Genomic DNA, 18,635 nt, shown 5'->3' with positions numbered 1-18,635 from the left:
CATCCGGCCGCGCCCCGGCATCCGGCCGCGCCCCGGCATCCGTACGCGCTCTCATCCCCCGCCGCCACCCGCACCCTCTCTCAACGCTGCACATCCATGCCCGCGCTGTAGAAGCTTCTGTAGCGCGGGCATGGAACTGCCGCGCTCGACGCCGAATCGCCCAGCACGTCTCAATCAACGCGCCTCACGCGCGCGGGCGAGCAGCAACAGCCCCGCCACCGCGAGCACGAGCCCGGGAAGGGCAGCCCACGCCAGCACGCCAACTCCCGCCAGCGACGCAATCGCGGCCCCGGCCGCCGCGCCGCCACCGATCGCCGCGTTGAACGTGCTGGTGAGCCAGGCGGATGCCCGCGGGCGAAGCTCCTCGGATGCCGCAGCCAGCACCGCGAATTGCAGGATGGCAGGCACACCGCCGAAGGCGATCCCCCACACCCCGACTCCCACGACACCGAGTACGGGCCGATCCGCGGCGAGCGCAAGCAGCGCGACCCCGGCAGCGAGTCCCGCGACAAGCACAACCGGTGTCGCGTGCGGCCAGCGCGTGCCCGCCACTCCCGCGCCGACGAGCCCGCCGATGCCGAGCACGCCGTAGACGACGAGCACCATCGGGAGCTCGTCGGGTGCGATGCCGACGACGTCGAGCAGGTACGGGCTCACGAGTGAGAACAGCGCGTACTGCGACCCCATCACGAGAACGACGATGCCACAGAGCGCGAGCACCCGGCCGCGTGAGCGGTCCGCTCCCCCGGTTCCGCCGGCGGTCGGACCGTGCCCAACCCCGGGAATCCGCGGAAGCACCAGCCGCAGCATCCCAACGACGAGGAGCAGGGCAGCCGCGACGACGACAAACGGCATCCGCCAGCCGAAACCGTCGGCGAGTGCCGCTCCCGCCGGCACACCGAGCACAAACGCCGCGCTGACGCCGGCACCGGTGATCGCCACAGCCTGCGCCAGGCGATGCCCCGGCACGAGCTGGGCGGTGTAGCTGCCGGTCACCGCCCAGAACAGCCCGTGCGCCGCGCCGGCCACGATGCGCGCGAGCACGATCATCGGCATCCCTCCCGCTGCAGCGGCGCCCAGGTTCGCGAGCGCCATCACGGCGAGCGCGATCATGAGGAGGCTGCGGCGTTCGAAGCGCAGAGTCAGCCGCACGAGCAACGGGGTGAGCGCCACAACGGCAACCGCAAACACCGTGACGAGGAGGGGCAGCGCTGCGGGATCGACGCGAAGGTCCCGCGCCATCGGCGTCAGCACCGCGGTCGGCAGAAACTCCGTCGTTACGCTGACGAACACCGCGACGGCGAGGGCCACGAGCGGCGCCACGGGGAACGGGGTCCCCGCACGCAGCTCCGCTCGCGTCTCCTCCGTACTCACAGCACCCACCGCTGCAGATCCATGTTCGGGCGACAGAAGTATCTGCAGCGCGAACATGGAAGTGCCGCGCTCGTCACGAGGACCGCACCACCCGCACGAACCGCGCCGTGAGGTCGTCCCGCCAGGCCCACGGTTCTGACGCGTACGCGGCATCCGTTCGCCCCCAGCCACCGTGGTCCCGCAGCGCCGCGAACGATTCCGCGACGAATGCGGACGTGCCGCAGCCGAGAACCAGCGCGTTCTCACCGGGGCGGCGGAGGGCGTCCCGCGCCTCGTCGATCATGCTCAGGGTCTGGCGCCACACGGCAGGCTGACTGGAGATCTCGAGCTGGGTGATCGTCATGGAGGTGCGATTGTCGATGGGGCAATCCGTCGAGCGAGGGAGGGAGCATCCTCAACCCGGCGTTGGGTTGAGTGACAGTCTCGGGGAGAACTGATCATCTGACAAGAAAAATGCCTGATGTGGTCAATCGGACTGATCGATTCTTGAAGGAAGGTTTCGACGCGCCCTGCGACCGAGCACAGGGGCGCCGGTGAGGGCGGTCCGGCCCGTGGGGTGAGCGACTATTGGCCGACCGACGCAAGGTTGTCGTCGAGCGATCCGCCCAGCTGGCGAGGCAGGTAGTCAGCGTGCGCCGCGGTGAGCTCGTCGCACAGCGTCCAAATTTGCGCCGGGGTCAGAGTCGAGGAGGCGTTAGGGTCGACGAGAACCGCTTGACGAACGCGCTCCGGGTCTCCGTGCAGCGCGGCCTCGACGGTCAGGGCAGCGACGGAGAGGTAGGTGCGGTTGAGTGCTGCGCCCTGCTCGGGAATGGCACCGACGGCAACCGGACGGACGCCGTCGGCGTTGACCACGGCGGGCACCTCGACGACGGACCCCTCCGGCAGGTTGTCGATGAGGCCAGCGTTGACCACGTTGACGTGGATCTCCCGCTCGGTTCCCGTAAGGATCGAGTGGATCACTTGCGGCGCGTACTCCGCGGCGCCCTCATCGAGCTCGAGGTCAGCGCCCGTGTCGAGCGCCTCCCGAGCGGCGTGGAACTCCGATACGTGCTCTTCGCTGATGCCGATGTACTGCAGCGGCTCGATCCGGAAGTGCTCGACCTGTGCCGGGTCGCGGAGAAACCACGACAGGTACTCCGACGAGTGCTCGCTCGTCTCGGTCGGGTAGTAGCCAATCCGCCGGAAGATCTCCGCGCGCACACGGCGCTGAAGGTCCGGATCGGAGTCGATGAGCGCCCGCAGTCGTGGATAAAGGTCTTCGCCGCTGTGCGACCATTCGTAGAGCCACGACTGGTGGTTTACTCCAGCGGCCCGATAGTGGGTCTCCTCCAGCGGAACGCCGACCAGGTCGCAGAGGTCGTTGACCGTCCAGTACACGCTGTGGCAGAGACCGAGCGTTTTGATGTCGGGCGCCACCACAGACATCCACCAGACGTTCATTGCCATCGGGTTGGTGTAATTGAGGAACCACGCGTCCGGGCACAGTTCCTGCATGTCACGCGCGATCCCACTGAGAACGGGGAAGGTGCGCAGGGCGCGAAAAACACCACCGACCCCGGTCGTGTCGCCGATGGTCTGGAGCAGGCCGTGTCGCGCCGGGATCTCGAGGTCGACTTTCGTGGCGGCGATGCCACCCACCTGAATCATGTTCACAACGAAGTCGGCGCCGGCGAGGGCCGCGCGGCGGTCGCCGGTCACCTCGAGGTCGAGCTCTCTCCCCCGCCGCGCCGCCACCTGACGGGCTGTGCCCTCGGCGACGGCGAGCCGTTCAGCATCGATGTCGTGCAGCACGATGTTGAGCGTGGGGAGGTCAGCGAAACCGAGCAGGTCGTTGAGGAGCTGGCGTGTGAAGACGACGCTTCCGGCGCCGACGAAGACTATTCGAGACATGCGGAGAGTCTGTCGCTGGTTGCTCGAACCGCGCAACCAATTGATCGGAATCTGGCCAAAGTGAACATCCAGACTGAGCGATCACGGTCGCTCGACCGAGCCTTGGAGGACATCGTGAGCGCTCCCTGGACAGGCCGCCCGCAGTTGCGGGCCGTCTCCGGAAAGCGATCCGAGCGGATGCTGGCGATCCTCGAAACACTGACGGAACGCCGCACCATGAGCCTCGCTGAACTCCCCCCAGGCGCTCGGCGTGAGCGCGCCGCGACAGGGTGACGGATGCTCCGCTGACGCTGATGCGGTTGCTGCGATTCGCGCTGCCGGTGTCGGTGTGCGCGTCGTGGCGGCCTGAAGCCCCGCGCCCGGGCATCCGCGCCCGCCCTCCTCCCGCACTCCGGCGTCCCGCGCCCTCATCCGCGCTCCCGCCCCGCCGAGCGCTGCACATCCATGCCCGCGCTGCAGAAGCTTCTGTAGCGCGGGCATGGAACTGCCGCGCTGGGCCGCCCCTCCCGCGTACGCAGACAGCCCCCCGCGTACGCGAATGGCTTATACACCCAACAATGTCAAGGGGCAACAGGCAATTCACACATCTTGCCCACCGGCTGCTTACATAGCTCAGGCGCAAGTGCGCCACGATCGTCACATGAAAGAGGGACATCATGAGCAACACCACCACGAACGGCCGCGTCTCGCGCCTCTCCACCGAGACCAAGGCTGCATTCAAGACCACTGAGTTCATCGCTTACGTCGTCATCCTGATCTCGATGTTCATCGCTTCCGCGATGGTCGACAACGGCGAAGACGGACAGGGCTTCGGCGCTCAGAGCGTTTGGCTCTACGCAACGCTCCTCACCATCGGCTACATGATCAGCCGCGGACTCGCCAAGTCCGGAAGCCGCGAGTTCTACGACCGCGACGCCAACAACACCGACGCTCGTCGCTAAGTCTCACTGACTTAACACCAGCGTTACTGTGAAAGGCCCCCTGCTGAGCAGGGGGCCTTTTCGTGTGCCGCGGGCGCGTTGAGCGCAACCGGAGCTCAAGCGCGAGCGGACTCAAGCGCGACCGGAGCTTGCGTGAGGCGGGCACTGCATTCACCGCTGCACATCCATGCCCGCGCTACCGAAGCTTCTGCAGCACGGGCATGGATATGGAGCGCTCGGCGGGTCGGGTGCGGTGCCGCGGGGTGGGCCGTGCGCTCCGAGGCCTGAGGGACCAGACTTGACCCATGAATGACCGAGCGAAAGTCTCTGCCACCGCCTCCACCATCGAAGACTGGACGGATGCGCTCGCCCGCGCCACCGGCTCACCAGGGGGCGGGGCCGCCTCGGGCGTCATGCTCGCCATGGCGTACGCACTCACCTCGATGGTCGCCGGATACACCGAGGTCGACGGTCCGCTCGAGCAGGAGCTCGACGCCCTGAAGGACCGCGCGACCGCCGGCCGCCGTGCCGCCCTGCGCCTGGCCGACGAGGATGCCGCCGCCTCGAAGTCGTTCGGCAGCGCGTTCCGTCTCGAACCGGGCGAGGAGCGAGAGGATGCCATCCGCGAGGCATCCGTCAACGCCGCCGAAACCTCCGCCAACCTGGGCCGCACCGGCGCAGACGCGGTCGGCGACCTGGAGTGGCTCGCCAGGCACGGTAACCCCGCTCTCGTCGCCGACGTCGCCGTCGCGTGCGGGGCGCTCCGGGCGGCCGTCGCCGGAGCGCGCACCAACATGAGTTTCGATCTCGGCTCCCTTACCTCGGGCGGCGAGTCGCTCGATGACGTTCGCGAACAGCATCCGGTGCTGTGGGAAACCGTGCGGCAACTCGATGAGATCCTCGGTCGGATCGATCGGCTGACCACTGACATCGAGGGCAAGGCCGTGCCCGCGGAGCTCCAGGGCTGACCGATGTCGCCCGCGCATCGCCGAACGCCGCCGGTTGTGCTGATGTGGGTGCGCACCGATGTTCCCGGGTCCGAGGTCGTCACACTCGACACGTCGACCGGGCTCTACGCGCGTGGTTCGCAACACGCGGTCGATCCGCTGCCCTATCGACTGAGCTACGAACTCTGGGCGGATGCCACCTGGGCGGCAATGCGCTTGGTCGCGCACGCGGAGGGGGCGGGATGGACTCGCGATCTGGAGCTCTCTCGCACCGGCGCGAGGTGGACCGCTGTGGGAGAGACCGACGGGGCGCCCGCTCTGGCATCTTTTGACGGCAGCGGTCTGCGACCCCCGGCGCCGCCCGGCATTTCGGACCAGGAATTACTGTCCTCCGCGGTCGACCTCGACATCGGTGGGTCGCCACTCACTAACGCCCTGCCGGTGAACCGCCTCGGGCTCCTCAACGCACCGCGCGGCTCTCACGCCAGCCTCGTCAGCGCGTGGGTCTTACCCCCAACGCTTGAAGTGGTGGCATCCGCACAGACGTACACGGCCCTCGGTGAGGGTATCGTCCGGTTCGGCGACGGGGCGACCGACGCAGACGTTCGGTACGACTCTCACGGATGGGTCGTCGACTACCCCGGCCTCGCGCGGCGCGTGACTGTGGCGACCGAGCGTTAAGCGATCCGTCTGCCTCATGCCCGACCGTCAGCGCGCGCCCTATCGTTGGGGTATGAGTACGACTGTCCCCGGCACAGCCGACGACCGCCCGGTGAGATGGGGGCTCAACGACGCGACCGTCGGCGTTGCGCTCGCCGTTGTTCTCGTGTGGGCCGTCGGCTGGGCTGCGCTCCGCGGCTGGCCGGCGTCGCCGGAACTCCGCACCGCGCTGAGCTACCTCGCCGCGTGGGTCCCGCTGATCGGTGCAATCCTCGCCGCCTCGTACCTGCGGGGCCGCCGGTCGCTCGCGCGCGACTTCGGTTTGCGGTTCGAGTGGATCGACCTGTTCTTCGGCCTCGTCGTCGGCGGCATGATGCGCGCGGCGACGACACTGATCGAGATTCTCCTCTACGGCCGTGTCGCGAGTGGCGGGGCAACGTTCGGCCCCGTCGTCTACGACGTCTGGTGGTTCGTGTTCGCCATTCTCGCGCCGGTGCTTGCCGCACCGGTCATCGAGGAGCTGTTCTTCCGCGGGCTGATGCAACGGGCGCTGGTGCGAGCATCCGCCCGCGCGCTCTCACCGAGGGCTAATACCGCCCGGATCCCGGTCATCGTTGCCATCGGGGTGACGGCCCTCGTGTTCGCCGGCGTCCACATGTTGCAGACCGACGGCGGGCTGGAGGGCGCTGTGGTCGGAATCTCGACGCTCGTCGTCGGAATCGGCACCGGCATCCTCGCGGCGACAACGGGCCGGCTCGGTGCCGCCATCATCGCGCACATCACCTACAACGGGCTCATCGTCGCCTGGTCGCTGCTCTAACCCGATCGCCGCGGCACGACGCGACGTGCCTGCCACCACGCAGTTCGGCGGACACTGCTCCCCCGGGGCGCGCCGACCTCCAGGTCTCCTCCGTGGCGTTATCCTCGGTTGCGCACCACTTTCCAACCGAAACGGAACCGAATCCATGACTGCGCCCGGGCACCAGCATCCGCTGATCGAAACGTCTCTTCCCGCTTCCATCACGTTCGACGCGGGCGAAGGCGGGCTTCCCCGACTGCGTGTCGCCGGCCCTCAGGCATTGGCCGAGATCTACCTCCAGGGCGCCCAGATCACCTCCTGGCAGCCGAACGGCCAGGAGCCCGTGCTGTGGCTGAGCGGTGAGAGCAACTTCGAGCCCGGGTCACCGATCCGGGGCGGGGTGCCGATCTGTTTTCCGTGGTTCGGACCTCACCCGGAGGCGAAGCAGCACGGCTGGGCACGCACCACCGAGTGGACCGTCACCGAGGCGAGCGACGATGGCGCCGACGTGCGACTCGTCTTCACGCTCCGCGATTCAGCCGAGACCCGCGCTTCGGTGTGGCCGCACGCGTTCGAGGCTCGCTTCGAGGTCGTCATTGGCGCCCGGCTCCGGCTCACTCTCTCCGTGACGAATCGCTCCGATTCGGAGATCACCTATACGGATGCCCTCCACACCTACTTCGCCGTGTCAGGCATCCGCGATGTCACCATCGCCGGACTCGACGGCCTGCCGTACACCGATCCCAGCCACGACGGTGTGCAGACGGGTGACCTCCGACTGTCCGGCCCGATGACGCGGTTCTTCGACGGTGCGCCAGAGACCACGGTTCTCGCGGATGCTGTGCGGCAGGTGCGGATCACGCAGTCCGGTGCGAGCAACATCATCGTCTGGAACCCGTGGATTGACCAGTCCGCGAGCATGGCGGACTTCGGTGACGACGAATGGCAGGACATGATCTGTGTCGAGACCGGGAACATCGGCACTCGGCCGGTATCGCTTGCACCCGGCCAAAGCCATGATCTGGTCACAACCTTCGACGTGGGTCCGCTGGCCTGACGCCGGGCGCGGCGTTCCCGGTGCTGGCCCCCACCCCGCGGCCGCTCCGATCTTCACGAGCGGCGCGGGAGCCAACGCCGCTGCGTGGACGAGGGACGACCTGTTGACGATGACATCCGTCGCGATATGAACTGTGCCCTCGGGCCAGCACGCGAGCACGGCCGATCGACGGACGAGGCTCCAACTCGCTGAGATGTCTGCATGAGTGTCACCCTGCCCGTCCCCATCCACGCCCCAGCCCGCGGTCGCCCGCCCGGCAGCGCCGCCCGGCCCAGCAACGCCGCCCGCCCGATCATTCCAGCGCCGCCAGCCAGTCCGGCCGGTCACCGAACTCCGCTTCTACCCCCTCGATCGGACGGATGTCACGACGGGTCAGGATGCCTGCGCACGGCACAGCGAGCAGGTCGCCTTCCCGGAGGTCCCCGGGCAATGCGATCATTCTGCGACCAAGGCACGGACTCTGGTGCGCCTCACCGGCCAGCACCACAGCCGAGGCATCCTTCACGGTCGACACCCGGCCGATCAGCCGCATCTCCGCCCACAGGACGGGGACCGAGTCGAGGCAGGCGTCGATAAGAACAACGCGTTCTGCGTCCCAGTTCGTCAGGACGGCGGTGACGCGCACGACGACCACGGCGGCATCCCGTTTCGGGTTGGCCTTACCGTTCGTGCCCGGAAGCACAGCAACCCCGGTGTGCACGCAGGGCGTCTGGCAGAGTTCAACGAGGCGGACCATCGAGACCCCGGCGACCGTGAGGTCAGTGACGGTTGCGCTGGTGTGCTGCGGCCAGGCGTCGACCCTCAGCGGGTCGGGAATGGATCGCCGCAGGGTCGGCAGAATCGAGGTGAGGGTCATGCGACGACTGCAGCGGCGGGGTGTTCGATTGGCCCGGTTAACGGGCCGGTAAAAGTGGTCATGACTCAGTAGTAGCCCGCGCCGAGGCGGCAGACATCGACTCTCACGGAATCCATACGACGCCCCGCACGATACACACGAAAACGCAACGGATGCCGCCCCGTCGCTGCCGCCCAGCGGAGCGTCAACGGTGGAATTTCACGCCATCAACCACTCCGCCGAGCAGCCTGTTCTTCTCATCCGCTCTGGCCGAATTGGATGCCACCCCGCCAGGACAGACCACGCATGCCGCGCGACCCGTCGAAGCGAGCAGGCACCAGATTCATGAATGCGGAGGAACCTGACCGGTCCATAACATCCACCCCCAACCTGCGCCTGTTACCCCTGCTTACTCCTCGATCGCGCGGGTCGTGCACGGTTGATTGGTGACGCTGGCGGTGGTATAAGCGGGGATGCCGCCCGGTCAGGCTTGTGGTTCACGCGGGTCCGGGTCTGCGTCCTCACCGGTCCCACCCTCACCACCGGGAGGGGTCGTGTCGTCGTCGACCGGTGGCGCGGGTGTGGGCGACGGAGTTACGGGAGGCGTCGTCGACCGGGGGCGGCTCGGCGTCCGCGGGGCCACGCGAGGAGCGGCGTCGGCATCGACCTCGGAGTCCGGTTCCGCCTCCTCCGTCACCGCCTCCGAATCGAGACGGACCTGCTCGGCCTGCAGCGCACTCGCCGCGTTCGCGTACGCCTGCAGCTCCGCCACACCGGGTTGCCCGGCCTCCAGTGCCGTGGTCAATGCGGTGACCGCCGTGGTGACGGCATCCGCGAGGGCGGAATCAGCATCCGCATTCGCGTCGATGACACCGTCGGCGGCCTCGGGAATTGTCGAACCGAAGGCGGTCATCGCCGCGACGAACGTGTCGCGGGCCGTGGTGAGGGTCGTGAGCGCCGTGGCGGCGGTCTCGGCCTCTGACTCGAGAAGCAAGGCCTCGGCGTTGAGCATGTTGATGCCGCGGGCCAGGTCCTCCACACTCGAGTCGGCGTTGAGTGCCTCGTCGGCATCGGCGTCGGTGTCACCGGCCTGCCGCGTCGGCGACTGGGCTGCGATGCTCGACTCGAACGCAACCCGGGCTGTCTCGGCGGTGAGTCGCGCTTGCTCGTCCGTGAATCCCGTCACCGCGGCGAGGGCGGCTCCGGCCGCCGCGTTGAGAGCGGATGCCTCGGCATGGAGTTCGGCAAACGATTCGATATCGGATGCCGCAGCGCCGGCAATCGAATCCAGCTCGCGCTGCTGGGACTGGTACGCCTCGAACATCGATCGCTCGAGAGTCGGGTTCTGGTTCTTCGTCCACAGCAGGATGCCGACCACGATCAGCGAGAGGACGGCGAGGCTCGCGACGCTCACGGTCAGCGCACGGTTCCCGTCGAACCGGCCGGGCCCGCGGCTCTTCCTGCCCGTGGGCCGTTTACCGGTGCCGATTCCGCCAGCGGGCCTCGACGCTTTCCCGGGCTTGGACGGTTTCTCGGACCTGGACGGTTTCTCGGACCTGGACGGTTTCGGAGACGCCACGGCGGCGGACGCTCGCGACGCCTTCCCCGCCCGAGCCTGCTTCGGAGCCTTCGCCGGCCTGGCTGGCTTTGGCTTCTTTCCGGTCACTCCGTGCGGCCGCGTCGGGCTGAGTTCGGCGTTCGCGCGGCGGGCTTCCCTGGTGGTGAGCGTCGACGGAAGCCGGGGTTCGAGCGGTCGCGCGAATGCCGCCGCGTCGCCCGCGAGCGGTCGCTGCGGTTCTCCGCGCCGGGGCTGCCCTGGTTCGCCGCGTGCAGGCTGTGGCCTGTCGCCATCGAATATGCCGGTCACCGGTCCCCTCCCCCCGTCGAGCGCGAGCGACGCCGCGGTGCGCTCACCGAGCCAGACTACCGCGACCGGAACCGGCCGGGCAGACACCGGTCCGGGGGTTATGCCTGGGCGCGTCCCGCCTGTGGCACCACCATGGGGGTACCGGTCACCGGGTCGGCGATGATGACACAGGAGAGACCGAACACGTCGTGCACGAGCTCCGCCGTCAGGATCTCGCCGGGATCGCCGGATGCCACAATGCCGCCGTCCTTCATCACCACGAGATTGGTGGCGTACCGGGCGGCCTGGTTCAGATCGTGCAGCACGGCGACGAGGGTGCGTCCCTCGCTGTGGAGCGCCGCGCACAGTTCGAGCACCTCGTACTGGTGCGCGATGTCGAGGAACGTCGTCGGCTCGTCGAGCAGCAGCAGTTCGGCCTGCTGGGCAAGCACCATCGCGATCCAGACCCGCTGCCGCTGTCCGCCGGAGAGCTCGGATACGTAGCGCTCCGCCAGGTCGGCACACCCTGTCGACTCGAGCGCATCGGCCACGGCACGCTCGTCGGCGTGCGACCACTGCTGAAGCAACCCCTGGTGCGGGTAGCGCCCGCGCCCGACGAGGTCGCGCACGGTGATCGCCTCCGGGGCGATCGGGCTCTGCGGCAGCATCGCGAGTTCACGCGCGACGGCCTTGCTCCGATACGAGGTAATCGGCTTGCCGCCGAGCAACACAGTGCCTGACTCCGGAGCCAGTGTCCTCGCGAGCGCCTTGAGCAGCGTCGATTTTCCACAGGCGTTGGGCCCGACGATGATCGTGAACCCGCCGTCGGGCAGGTCGATCGAGAGATCCTCGACGACGACCCGCTTGTCGTAGGCGAGGCGCAGGTTCCGCGCGGCAAGTCGGCTTTCGCCCTCCCGCGCGTTAATCAGTGCAGCGGATGCCATCAGCCTGTCCCCTTGTCCACGTTTGCAATCTGTCCGGATTCTCTCTCAGCACGACGCACCAGCATCCGCATCAGATCGTTCCCTTCCGCCACTGTGCCACCAGCAGGTAGCCGAGATAGATACCGCCGAGAACCGCCGTGAGCACCCCGACCGGCAGGGTCACGGGGATGGGCAGCTGCTGCGTCAGCAGGTCGGCGAGACTCAGCAGGAACGCGCCCATGAGTGCGCTCGCGAGAATGTTCGGGCCAGCGCTCCGGCTGAGCCGCCTGGCGATCTGCGGAGCGACCAGTGCGATGAAGGAGATCGGTCCTGCGACACTGACCGCAGCTGTCGCGAGGCCGATGGCGACCAGAATCGACAGCGCCCTGGCAGAGGTGGAACGTGCGCCGAGGGCATCCGCCTGCTCATCGCCCATCTCGACCAGCTGCAGTCGGCGGCTGAGCAAAAGCGCGCACGGAATCAGCACGACGATGGCGACCCAGATGGTCGCGGCGTGGTCCCAGTCGCGGGCTGCGAGGCTGCCGTTGAGGTAGGTGGCGAGCACCGTCGCCTGCTCACGGCCGGCACGGACGAGCACCCATTGCACGAACGCGAGCGACATGGCGGAGACGCCGATGCCGATCAGGAGCATCCTCGATGGTGAGGAGAAGCCGGTGCCCGTGCCGAAGAAGACGAGGGCCATCGCGGCGAAGGCACCGACGAGGGCGCCGACGGGCAGCGGCAGGATGCCTTGCCAGAGCAGGCCGAAGGCGGCGGCGCCCGCGGAGGCGCCCGCGGTGAGTCCGATCACGTCGGGGCTGCCGAGCGGGTTGCGCGTGACGGTCTGGAACAGCGCGCCCGAAACGGCGAGGGCCGCGCCTGCGGCGATGCCGACGATCAGCCGTGGCCCGCGGAATGCGGTGAGCACGACCTCATCGCGACGCTCGCCCTCGCCGAGCAGCGTCGGCACGAGGTCGCCGAACGCGATCCCGAGTTTGCCGAGGGTGAGCGTGAGCAGCCCGGTGACGAGAATCGCCACGATCAGGATGCCGCCAAGCGCGAGAGAGCGCGGCCGCACCGCGAGGCTCAGCCAGGTGCCCGCCCGGAGCACCGGCGAGGGCGTGCTGCGGGTCGCGACCCGTGCCTCACCGGTGAGCGACGCCCCGGTCATGCGGTCACCTCCGCGTGCGGGCGCGCCGGGGCGGTGGCACCTGCGCGGGGTGTGGCATCCGCTCGGGTTCTGACTCGAGTGACACTTATTGCGGGTGTCGCGCCCCGCCACCCACCCGAAGTGTCACCTAAAGCCCGGGGCCCGCACGCAGCGCTGGCTCGAGTGACACTTGCTGCGGGTGCTGCGCCCCGTGACCCACACGAAGTGTCACCTAAAGACCGGGGCCCGCGCGCAGCGCTGGCTCGAGTGACAGTTGCTGCGGGTGTTGCCCCCCGCGACCCGCACGAAGTGTCACCTAAAGCCGAAGTGTCGCGGCGACCGTCCGCCCACGCCCCGGTCATACGGCGGCCTTCATCCGGCGCACCGCGAGCAGCAGGATCGGCCCGCCGACGAACGCGGTGATCACGCCGACCATCAGTTCGGCAGGACTGACAATGATGCGGCCGAGGATGTCGGCGGCGAGCAGCAGCGCTGGGCCGGCGACGAGGCAGTACGGCAGCAGCCAGCGGTGGTCTGCCCCCGTGAAGCTGCGGACGATGTGCGGCACGGCGAGCCCGACGAACGAGATCGGGCCGACCGCCGCGGTCGCCGCCGCGCACAGCAGCGTCGTCGCGACAGCGCCGAGGAGCCGGGTCCGCCCGACGTGGGCGCCGAGCGCCCGCGCCGTGTCATCACCGAGCGCAAGCGCGTTGAGCGAGCCGCACAGTGCGATCGCGAGGACGAGCCCGACGACGATGAACGGCAGGACATCCAGGATGACATCGGGATCGCGACCGGCGAGCGAGCCGATCACCCAGAAGCGGTACGTGTCGAATACCCGGGGGAGGCTGAGCGACACCGCCTGGATGTACGCGGCCAGCACGCTCGACACGACCACTCCGGCGAGCACGAGCCGTACCGGTGTCCCACGGCCGCGGCCGGTGCCGATGAGGTAGACGATGACGACGGCGATGAACGCGCCTGGCAGGGCGATCCACACGCTCATCGCACCGCTCACACCGAGCGCTGTGGCGGTGACGATGGCCGCTGCGGCACCGGTGTTGACGCCGAACAGCCCGGGGTCCGCGAGCGGGTTGCGGGTGAGGCCCTGCATCACGCCGCCGGCAACCGCGAGAGCGGCGCCGACGAGCAGGCCGAGGATCGTGCGCGGAATCCGGCTGGCGACGACGGTGTCTGCGTAGGTGTCGCCCGGCGCGAACAGGGCGTCCCAGACGTCGGGCAGCGGAACGTACTTGTTGCCGACGGCGAGGCTCAGCATGGCGATGAGCACGAGCGCGACGAGAGCGATGACCAGCCCGGTCGCGAGCTTCGGTGTACGCCGACGAGCGCCGGGGGTCAGCCCGGCGCTCGTCGGCGCAACCGTCGCGGTCATCTCTGGAGCAACGTGAGGTTACTTGGCGACCTTGGTGACAGCATCCTCAATGAAGGGAATGTACTTGTCGAGAGCCCACGGCACGCTCAGCGGCGTGATCATGCTCGACGCCATGCCCAGCTGGTTGTCGACGCTCGGCACGTAGGCACCGCTCTGGAAGGCGGGAATCTGCGCGAAGAGCGGCTGCGCCTCGATGAGCTTCTGGTTCTCCTCGTCGTTGAACCAGGTGAAGAGCACGTCGACGTTGTCGAGCAGGTCGGCGCGTTCGAGGCCGACGGTGGAGCTGAAGCTGCCCTCCGTGAGCGGAACCTCGGCGACCGTCTCGTCCATCGTCAGGCCGAGGCCCGAGATGAGGTCGACGCGCGAGTCGCCCGCCTGGTAGAGCGAGAGTGCGCCGGGCTCGGCGGTGTAGACGTAGGCGAAGCTCACGTCGGCGAACTCGGGGTGCTCGGCGGCGGCCTCGGCGATGTCGTCTTCGATACCGGTGATGAGGTCGGCTGCCTCGTCGCTCTTGCCGAGCGCCTTGCCGATGATCTCGATCTGCTCATCCCAGGTGGTGCGCCACGCGGCGTCCGGGTATGCCACGACAGGAGCGATCTCACTCAGCGTCGCAAACTCGTCCTCGGAGATGCCGGACTGCGGCGCGAGAATCAGGTCTGGAGCGAGTTCGAGCACTGCCTCGACGTCGATCTCCGGGTAGACGTTGAACGTCGCCGGCAGCTCGTCGCCCTTTTCCTCGATCGCTTCACGAACCCACGGGAAGTACAGGTCCTCGTCGCCACCCCAGGTAGCGGCCTCGACACCCACTGGTGTCGTGCCGAGAGCGATCGCCGTGTCGGCGGAACCCCAGCCGATGGTGACGACGTTCTCTGGTGCGCTTTCGATGACAGCGTCGCCGAGCGCGCTTTCAATAGTGACGGGGAAGGCTGAACTGTCGGATGCCGCGGCATCCTTCTTCTCATCTCCGCCTGTCGCACAGCCGGAGAGTACAAGCACGCTCGCGGTTGCCGCTGCGAGAACGGCTGCGCCTCGCGTGAATGGGGTGGTGCGCATCGGTGTTTCCTTTCGAAAGATGCGGGTGGAATCGAGACGGATGCCGTGCGGCAGGACCGTCAGGAAAGGGGGGGGGTGATGGAGCTGAGTGGGCGCTGCGCGCTGGTCAGCTGTGGTTAGCTTTCGGCCCGCCCGACGCGCCAGTAGCCCATGAAGGCGACCTGGTGCCTGTCGAGTCCGGTCTCGGAGACCAGGAACCGGCGGAGTGTCTTGATCACGCCGGCTTCACCGGCGAGCCAGGCGTACAGTCCACCGGAGTGGCTTGCCGGATCAGGGACTTCCCAGAGGATCCCGTTGTCGATGTCGACATCGGCGAGGCGTTCGCCCCGGTGACCGTCTGTAATGAAGTTGTCGGTCCAGGCCCGGACGGCCGGGTCGAGTGCCGAACCGTGGGCAGCGTCGCCGCGGGCCAGCCAGGTCACGTGGATGCCGTCGGGGGCGTCGATCGGGAGAGCATCCGCAATCGTCGGCACCTCGATGAAGGCACAACCTCTGGCGTCGCGCGGAAGGGACGAGACGATCGAGCAGATGGCGGGCGCAGCGGTCTCATCACCGGCGAGCAGGACGCTCGTGGCGTCGCCGGGCTTCCATTCGACGCCGGAAACCAGTCCGTCTGTACGCACGGTGGGGCCGACGACGATGAGCTCGTCACCGGGCTGGGCGTGAGTGACCCAGCGGGAGGCCGGACCCGAATCGCCGTGCGCGACGAAGTCGATGTCGATCTCGCGGAGTTCGGGGCGAACGGCGCGGACCGTGTATGTACGGAGCGGGTTGCGCTTCTCGTCGGGCAGCTCGCGCCAGGCGCCGTACCAGTTGTTCGCGTCCAGCGGGGTGAAACCGATCCCGGGGAGGGGCAGCATGACCTTGACCCTCTGGTCGAGGCCGTCAGTGCCGAACTCGTGGAGTTCCGCGCCGGTGAACGTCACCCGGCGGAACGTTGGCGTGAGTTCCTCGATGCCGGTGACGGTGACGGCATATGGGCGCGCAGCCGGCTTCACCGCGCGCACCGGGACGCCACCCGCCGCCGCCGTCGCGCTGGTCCGCACCCGTGAAGGGGCGACACGGGCCGACGCGGCGACCGGGACATCCGTGGTGGTAAGCATTGCCTAAGTATGGCATGCCTAACCTATCTAGTGTCCAGCTTTATTCGACGTCGAGGTAGCCCCGGGCGTGGCGAGCGATGAGTCGGCCGCCACGCCCGACGACCTGAGCGCCCCGCGACGCCTAGCGCCGGAACATCCGCGCGGTCGTCTCGTAGAGACCCTTCACCGGTCGCTGCTGCTCCCCCTGCTGGGCACCGAGCACGATCATCACGAGCGTGAGGGCCGGCGTCACCCACTGCAATACCTTCTGCACCCGCTGCGCGGTCTGCAGGCTGTCGGATGCCTCCGGCGCCGGTTCGGTGATCCCCTCGGCGCCCTCGTCTGCGTGCTTCGCGATAATGCCGCCCAGAATCCCGGAGATCACGGATGCCGCACCCGCGGCAATCGTGATTCCCAGCTTCACCGCCGTGTTGGTCCGGCTCTCCTCCTGGTTCTTGAGGCGTTCCTTGTTGCCGCCGATGAGACCGATGCCGCCGATGCCGTGCATCACTATCGCGGCGATCTCGACGGGAGCCCAACGCGCCCAACCGATGGAAGCGAGCTTCAGGCCCTCGGCCGATGAACTGGCTTTCGCCGTGGCGCCGTTGAGGCCGACGGCCCCCATCAGCGACCCGCCGAACCACGCGGCGAGGCCGATGTCGTGCATGCTGCGGACTACAGTGTTGCGACTTGGCATGGAAGTGTCTCCTTCGAAGGTGAAATGTCCGAGGGAAGTTACGCCGAGAAAGAGGACGCCGGCAGGGACTTGACACACCGCGGCGATTCCTCTGCCCGGGCGCGACGCTGTCGCCGCTATCACACAGAGGTAGCGGCGCGGGAGCCCCCTGCCCTTGCAGGAAACGCCGGATAACGGTCGGTAGAGTTGTCCTCCCACCATTTGAAGGAGACCCATGTCGGTAGGCTTGCTCGCCGTCGTCGATGACATTCTGACCGCCGCACTCAAGGCGTCAGCAAAAACGGCCGGCGTTGTGATCGATGACGCCGCCGTGACCCCCCAGTACGTGCAGGGACTCACGCCGGCGCGAGAGCTGCCGGTCGTCGGGAAGATCGCGCTTGGGTCCCTGCGGAACAAGTTCATCATCATCATCCCGATCGCCCTCCTGCTGACGGCGTTCGCGCCCTGGGTCCTGCCGTATCTGCTGATCATCGGCGGCGCATACCTCTGCTTTGAAGGCGCTGAGAAGGTGCTCGAGTGGTTCGGCCTGCACCACGGCCATGCCGACGAGGGTGCGCGCGATGAGAAGAAGCTGGTCGGCGGCGCTGTGCGCACCGACCTAATCCTCTCCACCGAGATCATGCTGATCTCGCTCGCGAGCCTCGACCCCGACATGGGAATCTGGGCGACCCTCGGCGTCCTCGCCGTGATCGCGCTCATGATGACCGCTGTCGTCTACGGCGCCGTTGCCCTGCTGGTGAAGATCGACGACATCGGCTTGAGCATGGTGAAGAACCAGGACAAGCGCGTCAGGCACACCGGTGTCCGGATTGTCCGCTCGATGCCCGCCGTGTTCCGCATCATCAGCATCGTCGGGACCGTCGCCATGCTCTGGGTCGGAGGCCACCTGATCCTCGAGAACCTCAGCGAGGTTGGCGTCCCCCTCATCGGTGACTTCATCCACGGCATCGAGCATGCCCTCGCACCCCTCGGCGCCGTGGTCGTCTGGCTCGGCGACACCCTCGTCTCCTTCATCGCCGGCCTCGTGCTTGGCCTCCTCATTGTCGGCCTGATCCTGCTGATCGGCCGGCTTCGGGGCAAGGAGCCGCGGTTCAACAGCGGCGCACAGTCGCCGTCGAGCGTTCACGTCTAGCTCTCGGTCGACCGCGGTCTCAGACAGACGCGTGGGCCGTGCACCGCTGATCCGGTGCGCGGCCCACGAACACTTTGTGGCGCGAAAACCGGCTCGCGCGTTACCGTGACGGGCGCGGGGCGAGCTTTCCGCCGGACTCCTGCAGGTAGCACGCACCGCAGAGCGACTCGTACTCCACCTCAACGCCGTCGATCGCAACCTGGTCACCCGAGAAGATGAACCGGTCACCGACCCGTCGGCCGTTGAAGATCGCCTTGCGGCCACAGCGGCAGATCGTCTTGAGCTCCTCGAGGCTGTGTGCGACCTCGAGCAGGCGGCGGCTTCCAGGAAACGCCATGGTCAAAAAATCGGTACGGATGCCGTAAGCCATCACCGGTATCCCCTCGAGCAGCGCGATGCGGAGGAGATCGTCCACCTGTGCGTCGCTGAGGAACTGTGCCTCGTCGACGAGCAGGCAGGAAATGTCGGTGGCCGACTCGGCCAGCGCGCGCGCCCGATGCAGAGCGAACAGGGCGTACGCGTCAGCATCCGGTTCGATGATGAAGTCGACGGGACGAGCGACGCCGAGCCGGCTCTCAATGTTGTTGTTGCCCTTGGTGTCGACGGCGGGCTTGGCGAGGAGGACCTGGTGGCCGCGCTCTTCGTAGTTGAACGCCGCCTGAAGGAGAGCCGTGCTTTTGCCCGAGTTCATCGCGCCGTACCGGAAGTAGAGTTTTGCCACGGCCTCAGTTTAGTGGCGAGGCTCGCGTGGTTCAGCGGGCGCTGCTCGGCCACAACGGGTTGCTCCGACGCTGCTCGGCCACAAAGGGCGAGACCTCACGAGCAAACACGACCCTTTTCGTCGGAGCTACCGCGAGTTCGACCCTTTCCGTCC

At 67.8% G+C, this 18,635-nt stretch carries 19 protein-coding genes; 7 read left to right on the top strand and 12 right to left on the bottom strand.

Features of this window, described 5'->3' with window-relative positions; translation table 11 throughout:
- Window positions 1-174: 174 nt before the first annotated feature.
- The 3 genes from AC1C2M_RS08785 to melA form a co-directional block, all read right to left on the bottom strand.
- A complete protein-coding gene (locus tag AC1C2M_RS08785) occupies window positions 175-1,374 on the bottom strand; it encodes an MFS transporter (protein WP_495435985.1) in 1,200 nt (399 codons plus the stop codon).
- 73 nt (window positions 1,375-1,447) lie between these two features.
- On the bottom strand, window positions 1,448-1,717 hold the full coding sequence (locus tag AC1C2M_RS08780; protein WP_495435984.1) for a hypothetical protein: 270 nt from the start codon (window positions 1,715-1,717) through the stop codon (window positions 1,448-1,450).
- Between the two features lie 221 nt (window positions 1,718-1,938).
- Window positions 1,939-3,267, bottom strand: coding sequence for an alpha-galactosidase (melA, locus tag AC1C2M_RS08775; RefSeq protein ID WP_495435983.1), 1,329 nt, complete (start codon window positions 3,265-3,267; stop codon window positions 1,939-1,941).
- A gap of 114 nt (window positions 3,268-3,381) precedes the next feature.
- On the opposite strand from melA, the gene AC1C2M_RS08770 reads away from it, so the two are divergent.
- The 6 genes from AC1C2M_RS08770 to AC1C2M_RS08745 all read left to right on the top strand — a co-directional run bounded on the left by AC1C2M_RS08770 (window position 3,382) and on the right by AC1C2M_RS08745 (window position 7,650).
- Complete coding sequence (locus AC1C2M_RS08770; RefSeq protein ID WP_495435982.1) at window positions 3,382-3,540, top strand: hypothetical protein; 159 nt, start codon at window positions 3,382-3,384, stop codon at window positions 3,538-3,540.
- Between the two features lie 383 nt (window positions 3,541-3,923).
- Window positions 3,924-4,208, top strand: coding sequence for a hypothetical protein (locus AC1C2M_RS08765; RefSeq protein ID WP_483405376.1), 285 nt, complete (start codon window positions 3,924-3,926; stop codon window positions 4,206-4,208).
- 284 nt (window positions 4,209-4,492) lie between these two features.
- Window positions 4,493-5,155: a cyclodeaminase/cyclohydrolase family protein gene (locus AC1C2M_RS08760; protein WP_495435981.1), complete on the top strand. Its 663-nt coding sequence runs from the start codon at window positions 4,493-4,495 to the stop codon at window positions 5,153-5,155.
- A gap of 3 nt (window positions 5,156-5,158) precedes the next feature.
- Window positions 5,159-5,815 carry a putative glycolipid-binding domain-containing protein gene (locus tag AC1C2M_RS08755; protein ID WP_495435980.1) on the top strand — a complete coding sequence of 219 codons (657 nt, stop codon included), beginning with the start codon at window positions 5,159-5,161 and terminating at the stop codon, window positions 5,813-5,815.
- Window positions 5,816-5,867: 52 nt separating this feature from the next.
- Complete coding sequence (locus tag AC1C2M_RS08750; RefSeq protein ID WP_495435979.1) at window positions 5,868-6,614, top strand: CPBP family intramembrane glutamic endopeptidase; 747 nt, start codon at window positions 5,868-5,870, stop codon at window positions 6,612-6,614.
- A 145-nt stretch (window positions 6,615-6,759) separates the two neighbouring features.
- The gene (locus AC1C2M_RS08745; protein ID WP_495435978.1) at window positions 6,760-7,650 is read left to right on the top strand and encodes a D-hexose-6-phosphate mutarotase; all 891 of its coding nucleotides are present in this window, start codon (window positions 6,760-6,762) and stop codon (window positions 7,648-7,650) included.
- A gap of 292 nt (window positions 7,651-7,942) precedes the next feature.
- Here AC1C2M_RS08745 and AC1C2M_RS08740 read toward each other — a convergent pair whose 3' ends face one another.
- The 8 genes from AC1C2M_RS08740 to AC1C2M_RS08705 form a co-directional block, all read right to left on the bottom strand.
- On the bottom strand, window positions 7,943-8,506 hold the full coding sequence (locus tag AC1C2M_RS08740) for a hypothetical protein (RefSeq protein WP_495435977.1): 564 nt from the start codon (window positions 8,504-8,506) through the stop codon (window positions 7,943-7,945).
- A 463-nt stretch (window positions 8,507-8,969) separates the two neighbouring features.
- Window positions 8,970-10,352 (bottom strand): hypothetical protein, encoded by a 1,383-nt coding sequence (locus AC1C2M_RS08735; RefSeq protein WP_495435976.1) that lies wholly within the window; start codon window positions 10,350-10,352, stop codon window positions 8,970-8,972.
- 98 nt (window positions 10,353-10,450) lie between these two features.
- On the bottom strand, window positions 10,451-11,275 hold the full coding sequence (locus AC1C2M_RS08730) for an ABC transporter ATP-binding protein (RefSeq protein ID WP_483405362.1): 825 nt from the start codon (window positions 11,273-11,275) through the stop codon (window positions 10,451-10,453).
- A gap of 70 nt (window positions 11,276-11,345) precedes the next feature.
- Window positions 11,346-12,425, bottom strand: coding sequence for a FecCD family ABC transporter permease (locus tag AC1C2M_RS08725; RefSeq protein ID WP_495435975.1), 1,080 nt, complete (start codon window positions 12,423-12,425; stop codon window positions 11,346-11,348).
- Window positions 12,426-12,762: 337 nt separating this feature from the next.
- Window positions 12,763-13,797, bottom strand: a complete 1,035-nt coding sequence (locus AC1C2M_RS08720; protein ID WP_483405360.1) for a FecCD family ABC transporter permease — start codon at window positions 13,795-13,797, stop codon at window positions 12,763-12,765.
- 18 nt (window positions 13,798-13,815) lie between these two features.
- Window positions 13,816-14,850, bottom strand: coding sequence for an iron-siderophore ABC transporter substrate-binding protein (locus AC1C2M_RS08715; RefSeq protein WP_495435974.1), 1,035 nt, complete (start codon window positions 14,848-14,850; stop codon window positions 13,816-13,818).
- A 116-nt stretch (window positions 14,851-14,966) separates the two neighbouring features.
- Complete coding sequence (locus AC1C2M_RS08710) at window positions 14,967-15,953, bottom strand: siderophore-interacting protein (RefSeq protein ID WP_495435973.1); 987 nt, start codon at window positions 15,951-15,953, stop codon at window positions 14,967-14,969.
- Between the two features lie 121 nt (window positions 15,954-16,074).
- Window positions 16,075-16,629: a hypothetical protein gene (locus tag AC1C2M_RS08705; protein WP_495432655.1), complete on the bottom strand. Its 555-nt coding sequence runs from the start codon at window positions 16,627-16,629 to the stop codon at window positions 16,075-16,077.
- Between the two features lie 214 nt (window positions 16,630-16,843).
- Here AC1C2M_RS08705 and AC1C2M_RS08700 point away from each other — a divergent pair, with 214 nt between their 5' ends.
- Window positions 16,844-17,761, top strand: a complete 918-nt coding sequence (locus tag AC1C2M_RS08700) for a DUF808 domain-containing protein (protein WP_495435972.1) — start codon at window positions 16,844-16,846, stop codon at window positions 17,759-17,761.
- A gap of 100 nt (window positions 17,762-17,861) precedes the next feature.
- Here the strand turns inward: AC1C2M_RS08700 and AC1C2M_RS08695 are convergent, their stop codons facing one another.
- Entirely contained in the window at window positions 17,862-18,482 is a 621-nt protein-coding gene (locus tag AC1C2M_RS08695) for a thymidine kinase (protein WP_483405355.1), read from the bottom strand.
- Window positions 18,483-18,635 lie beyond the last annotated feature (153 nt).

The sequence above is a fragment of the Mycetocola sp. Y444 genome (assembly GCF_059445295.1).
This window is presented reverse-complemented; position numbering and strand designations above follow the sequence as displayed.

Coding starts and splice junctions, on each gene's coding strand:
- AC1C2M_RS08700 (WP_495435972.1), top strand. CDS start 16,844: ATGTCGGTAGGCTTGCTCGCCGTCGTCGATGACATTCTGACCGCCGCA.
- AC1C2M_RS08725 (WP_495435975.1), bottom strand. CDS start 12,425: ATGACCGGGGCGTCGCTCACCGGTGAGGCACGGGTCGCGACCCGCAGC.
- AC1C2M_RS08750 (WP_495435979.1), top strand. CDS start 5,868: ATGAGTACGACTGTCCCCGGCACAGCCGACGACCGCCCGGTGAGATGG.
- AC1C2M_RS08780 (WP_495435984.1), bottom strand. CDS start 1,717: ATGACGATCACCCAGCTCGAGATCTCCAGTCAGCCTGCCGTGTGGCGC.
- AC1C2M_RS08715 (WP_495435974.1), bottom strand. CDS start 14,850: ATGCGCACCACCCCATTCACGCGAGGCGCAGCCGTTCTCGCAGCGGCA.
- AC1C2M_RS08765 (WP_483405376.1), top strand. CDS start 3,924: ATGAGCAACACCACCACGAACGGCCGCGTCTCGCGCCTCTCCACCGAG.
- AC1C2M_RS08760 (WP_495435981.1), top strand. CDS start 4,493: ATGAATGACCGAGCGAAAGTCTCTGCCACCGCCTCCACCATCGAAGAC.
- AC1C2M_RS08740 (WP_495435977.1), bottom strand. CDS start 8,506: ATGACCCTCACCTCGATTCTGCCGACCCTGCGGCGATCCATTCCCGAC.
- AC1C2M_RS08745 (WP_495435978.1), top strand. CDS start 6,760: ATGACTGCGCCCGGGCACCAGCATCCGCTGATCGAAACGTCTCTTCCC.
- AC1C2M_RS08730 (WP_483405362.1), bottom strand. CDS start 11,275: ATGGCATCCGCTGCACTGATTAACGCGCGGGAGGGCGAAAGCCGACTT.
- AC1C2M_RS08720 (WP_483405360.1), bottom strand. CDS start 13,797: ATGACCGCGACGGTTGCGCCGACGAGCGCCGGGCTGACCCCCGGCGCT.
- AC1C2M_RS08755 (WP_495435980.1), top strand. CDS start 5,159: ATGTCGCCCGCGCATCGCCGAACGCCGCCGGTTGTGCTGATGTGGGTG.
- AC1C2M_RS08705 (WP_495432655.1), bottom strand. CDS start 16,629: ATGCCAAGTCGCAACACTGTAGTCCGCAGCATGCACGACATCGGCCTC.
- AC1C2M_RS08710 (WP_495435973.1), bottom strand. CDS start 15,953: ATGCTTACCACCACGGATGTCCCGGTCGCCGCGTCGGCCCGTGTCGCC.
- melA (WP_495435983.1), bottom strand. CDS start 3,267: ATGTCTCGAATAGTCTTCGTCGGCGCCGGAAGCGTCGTCTTCACACGC.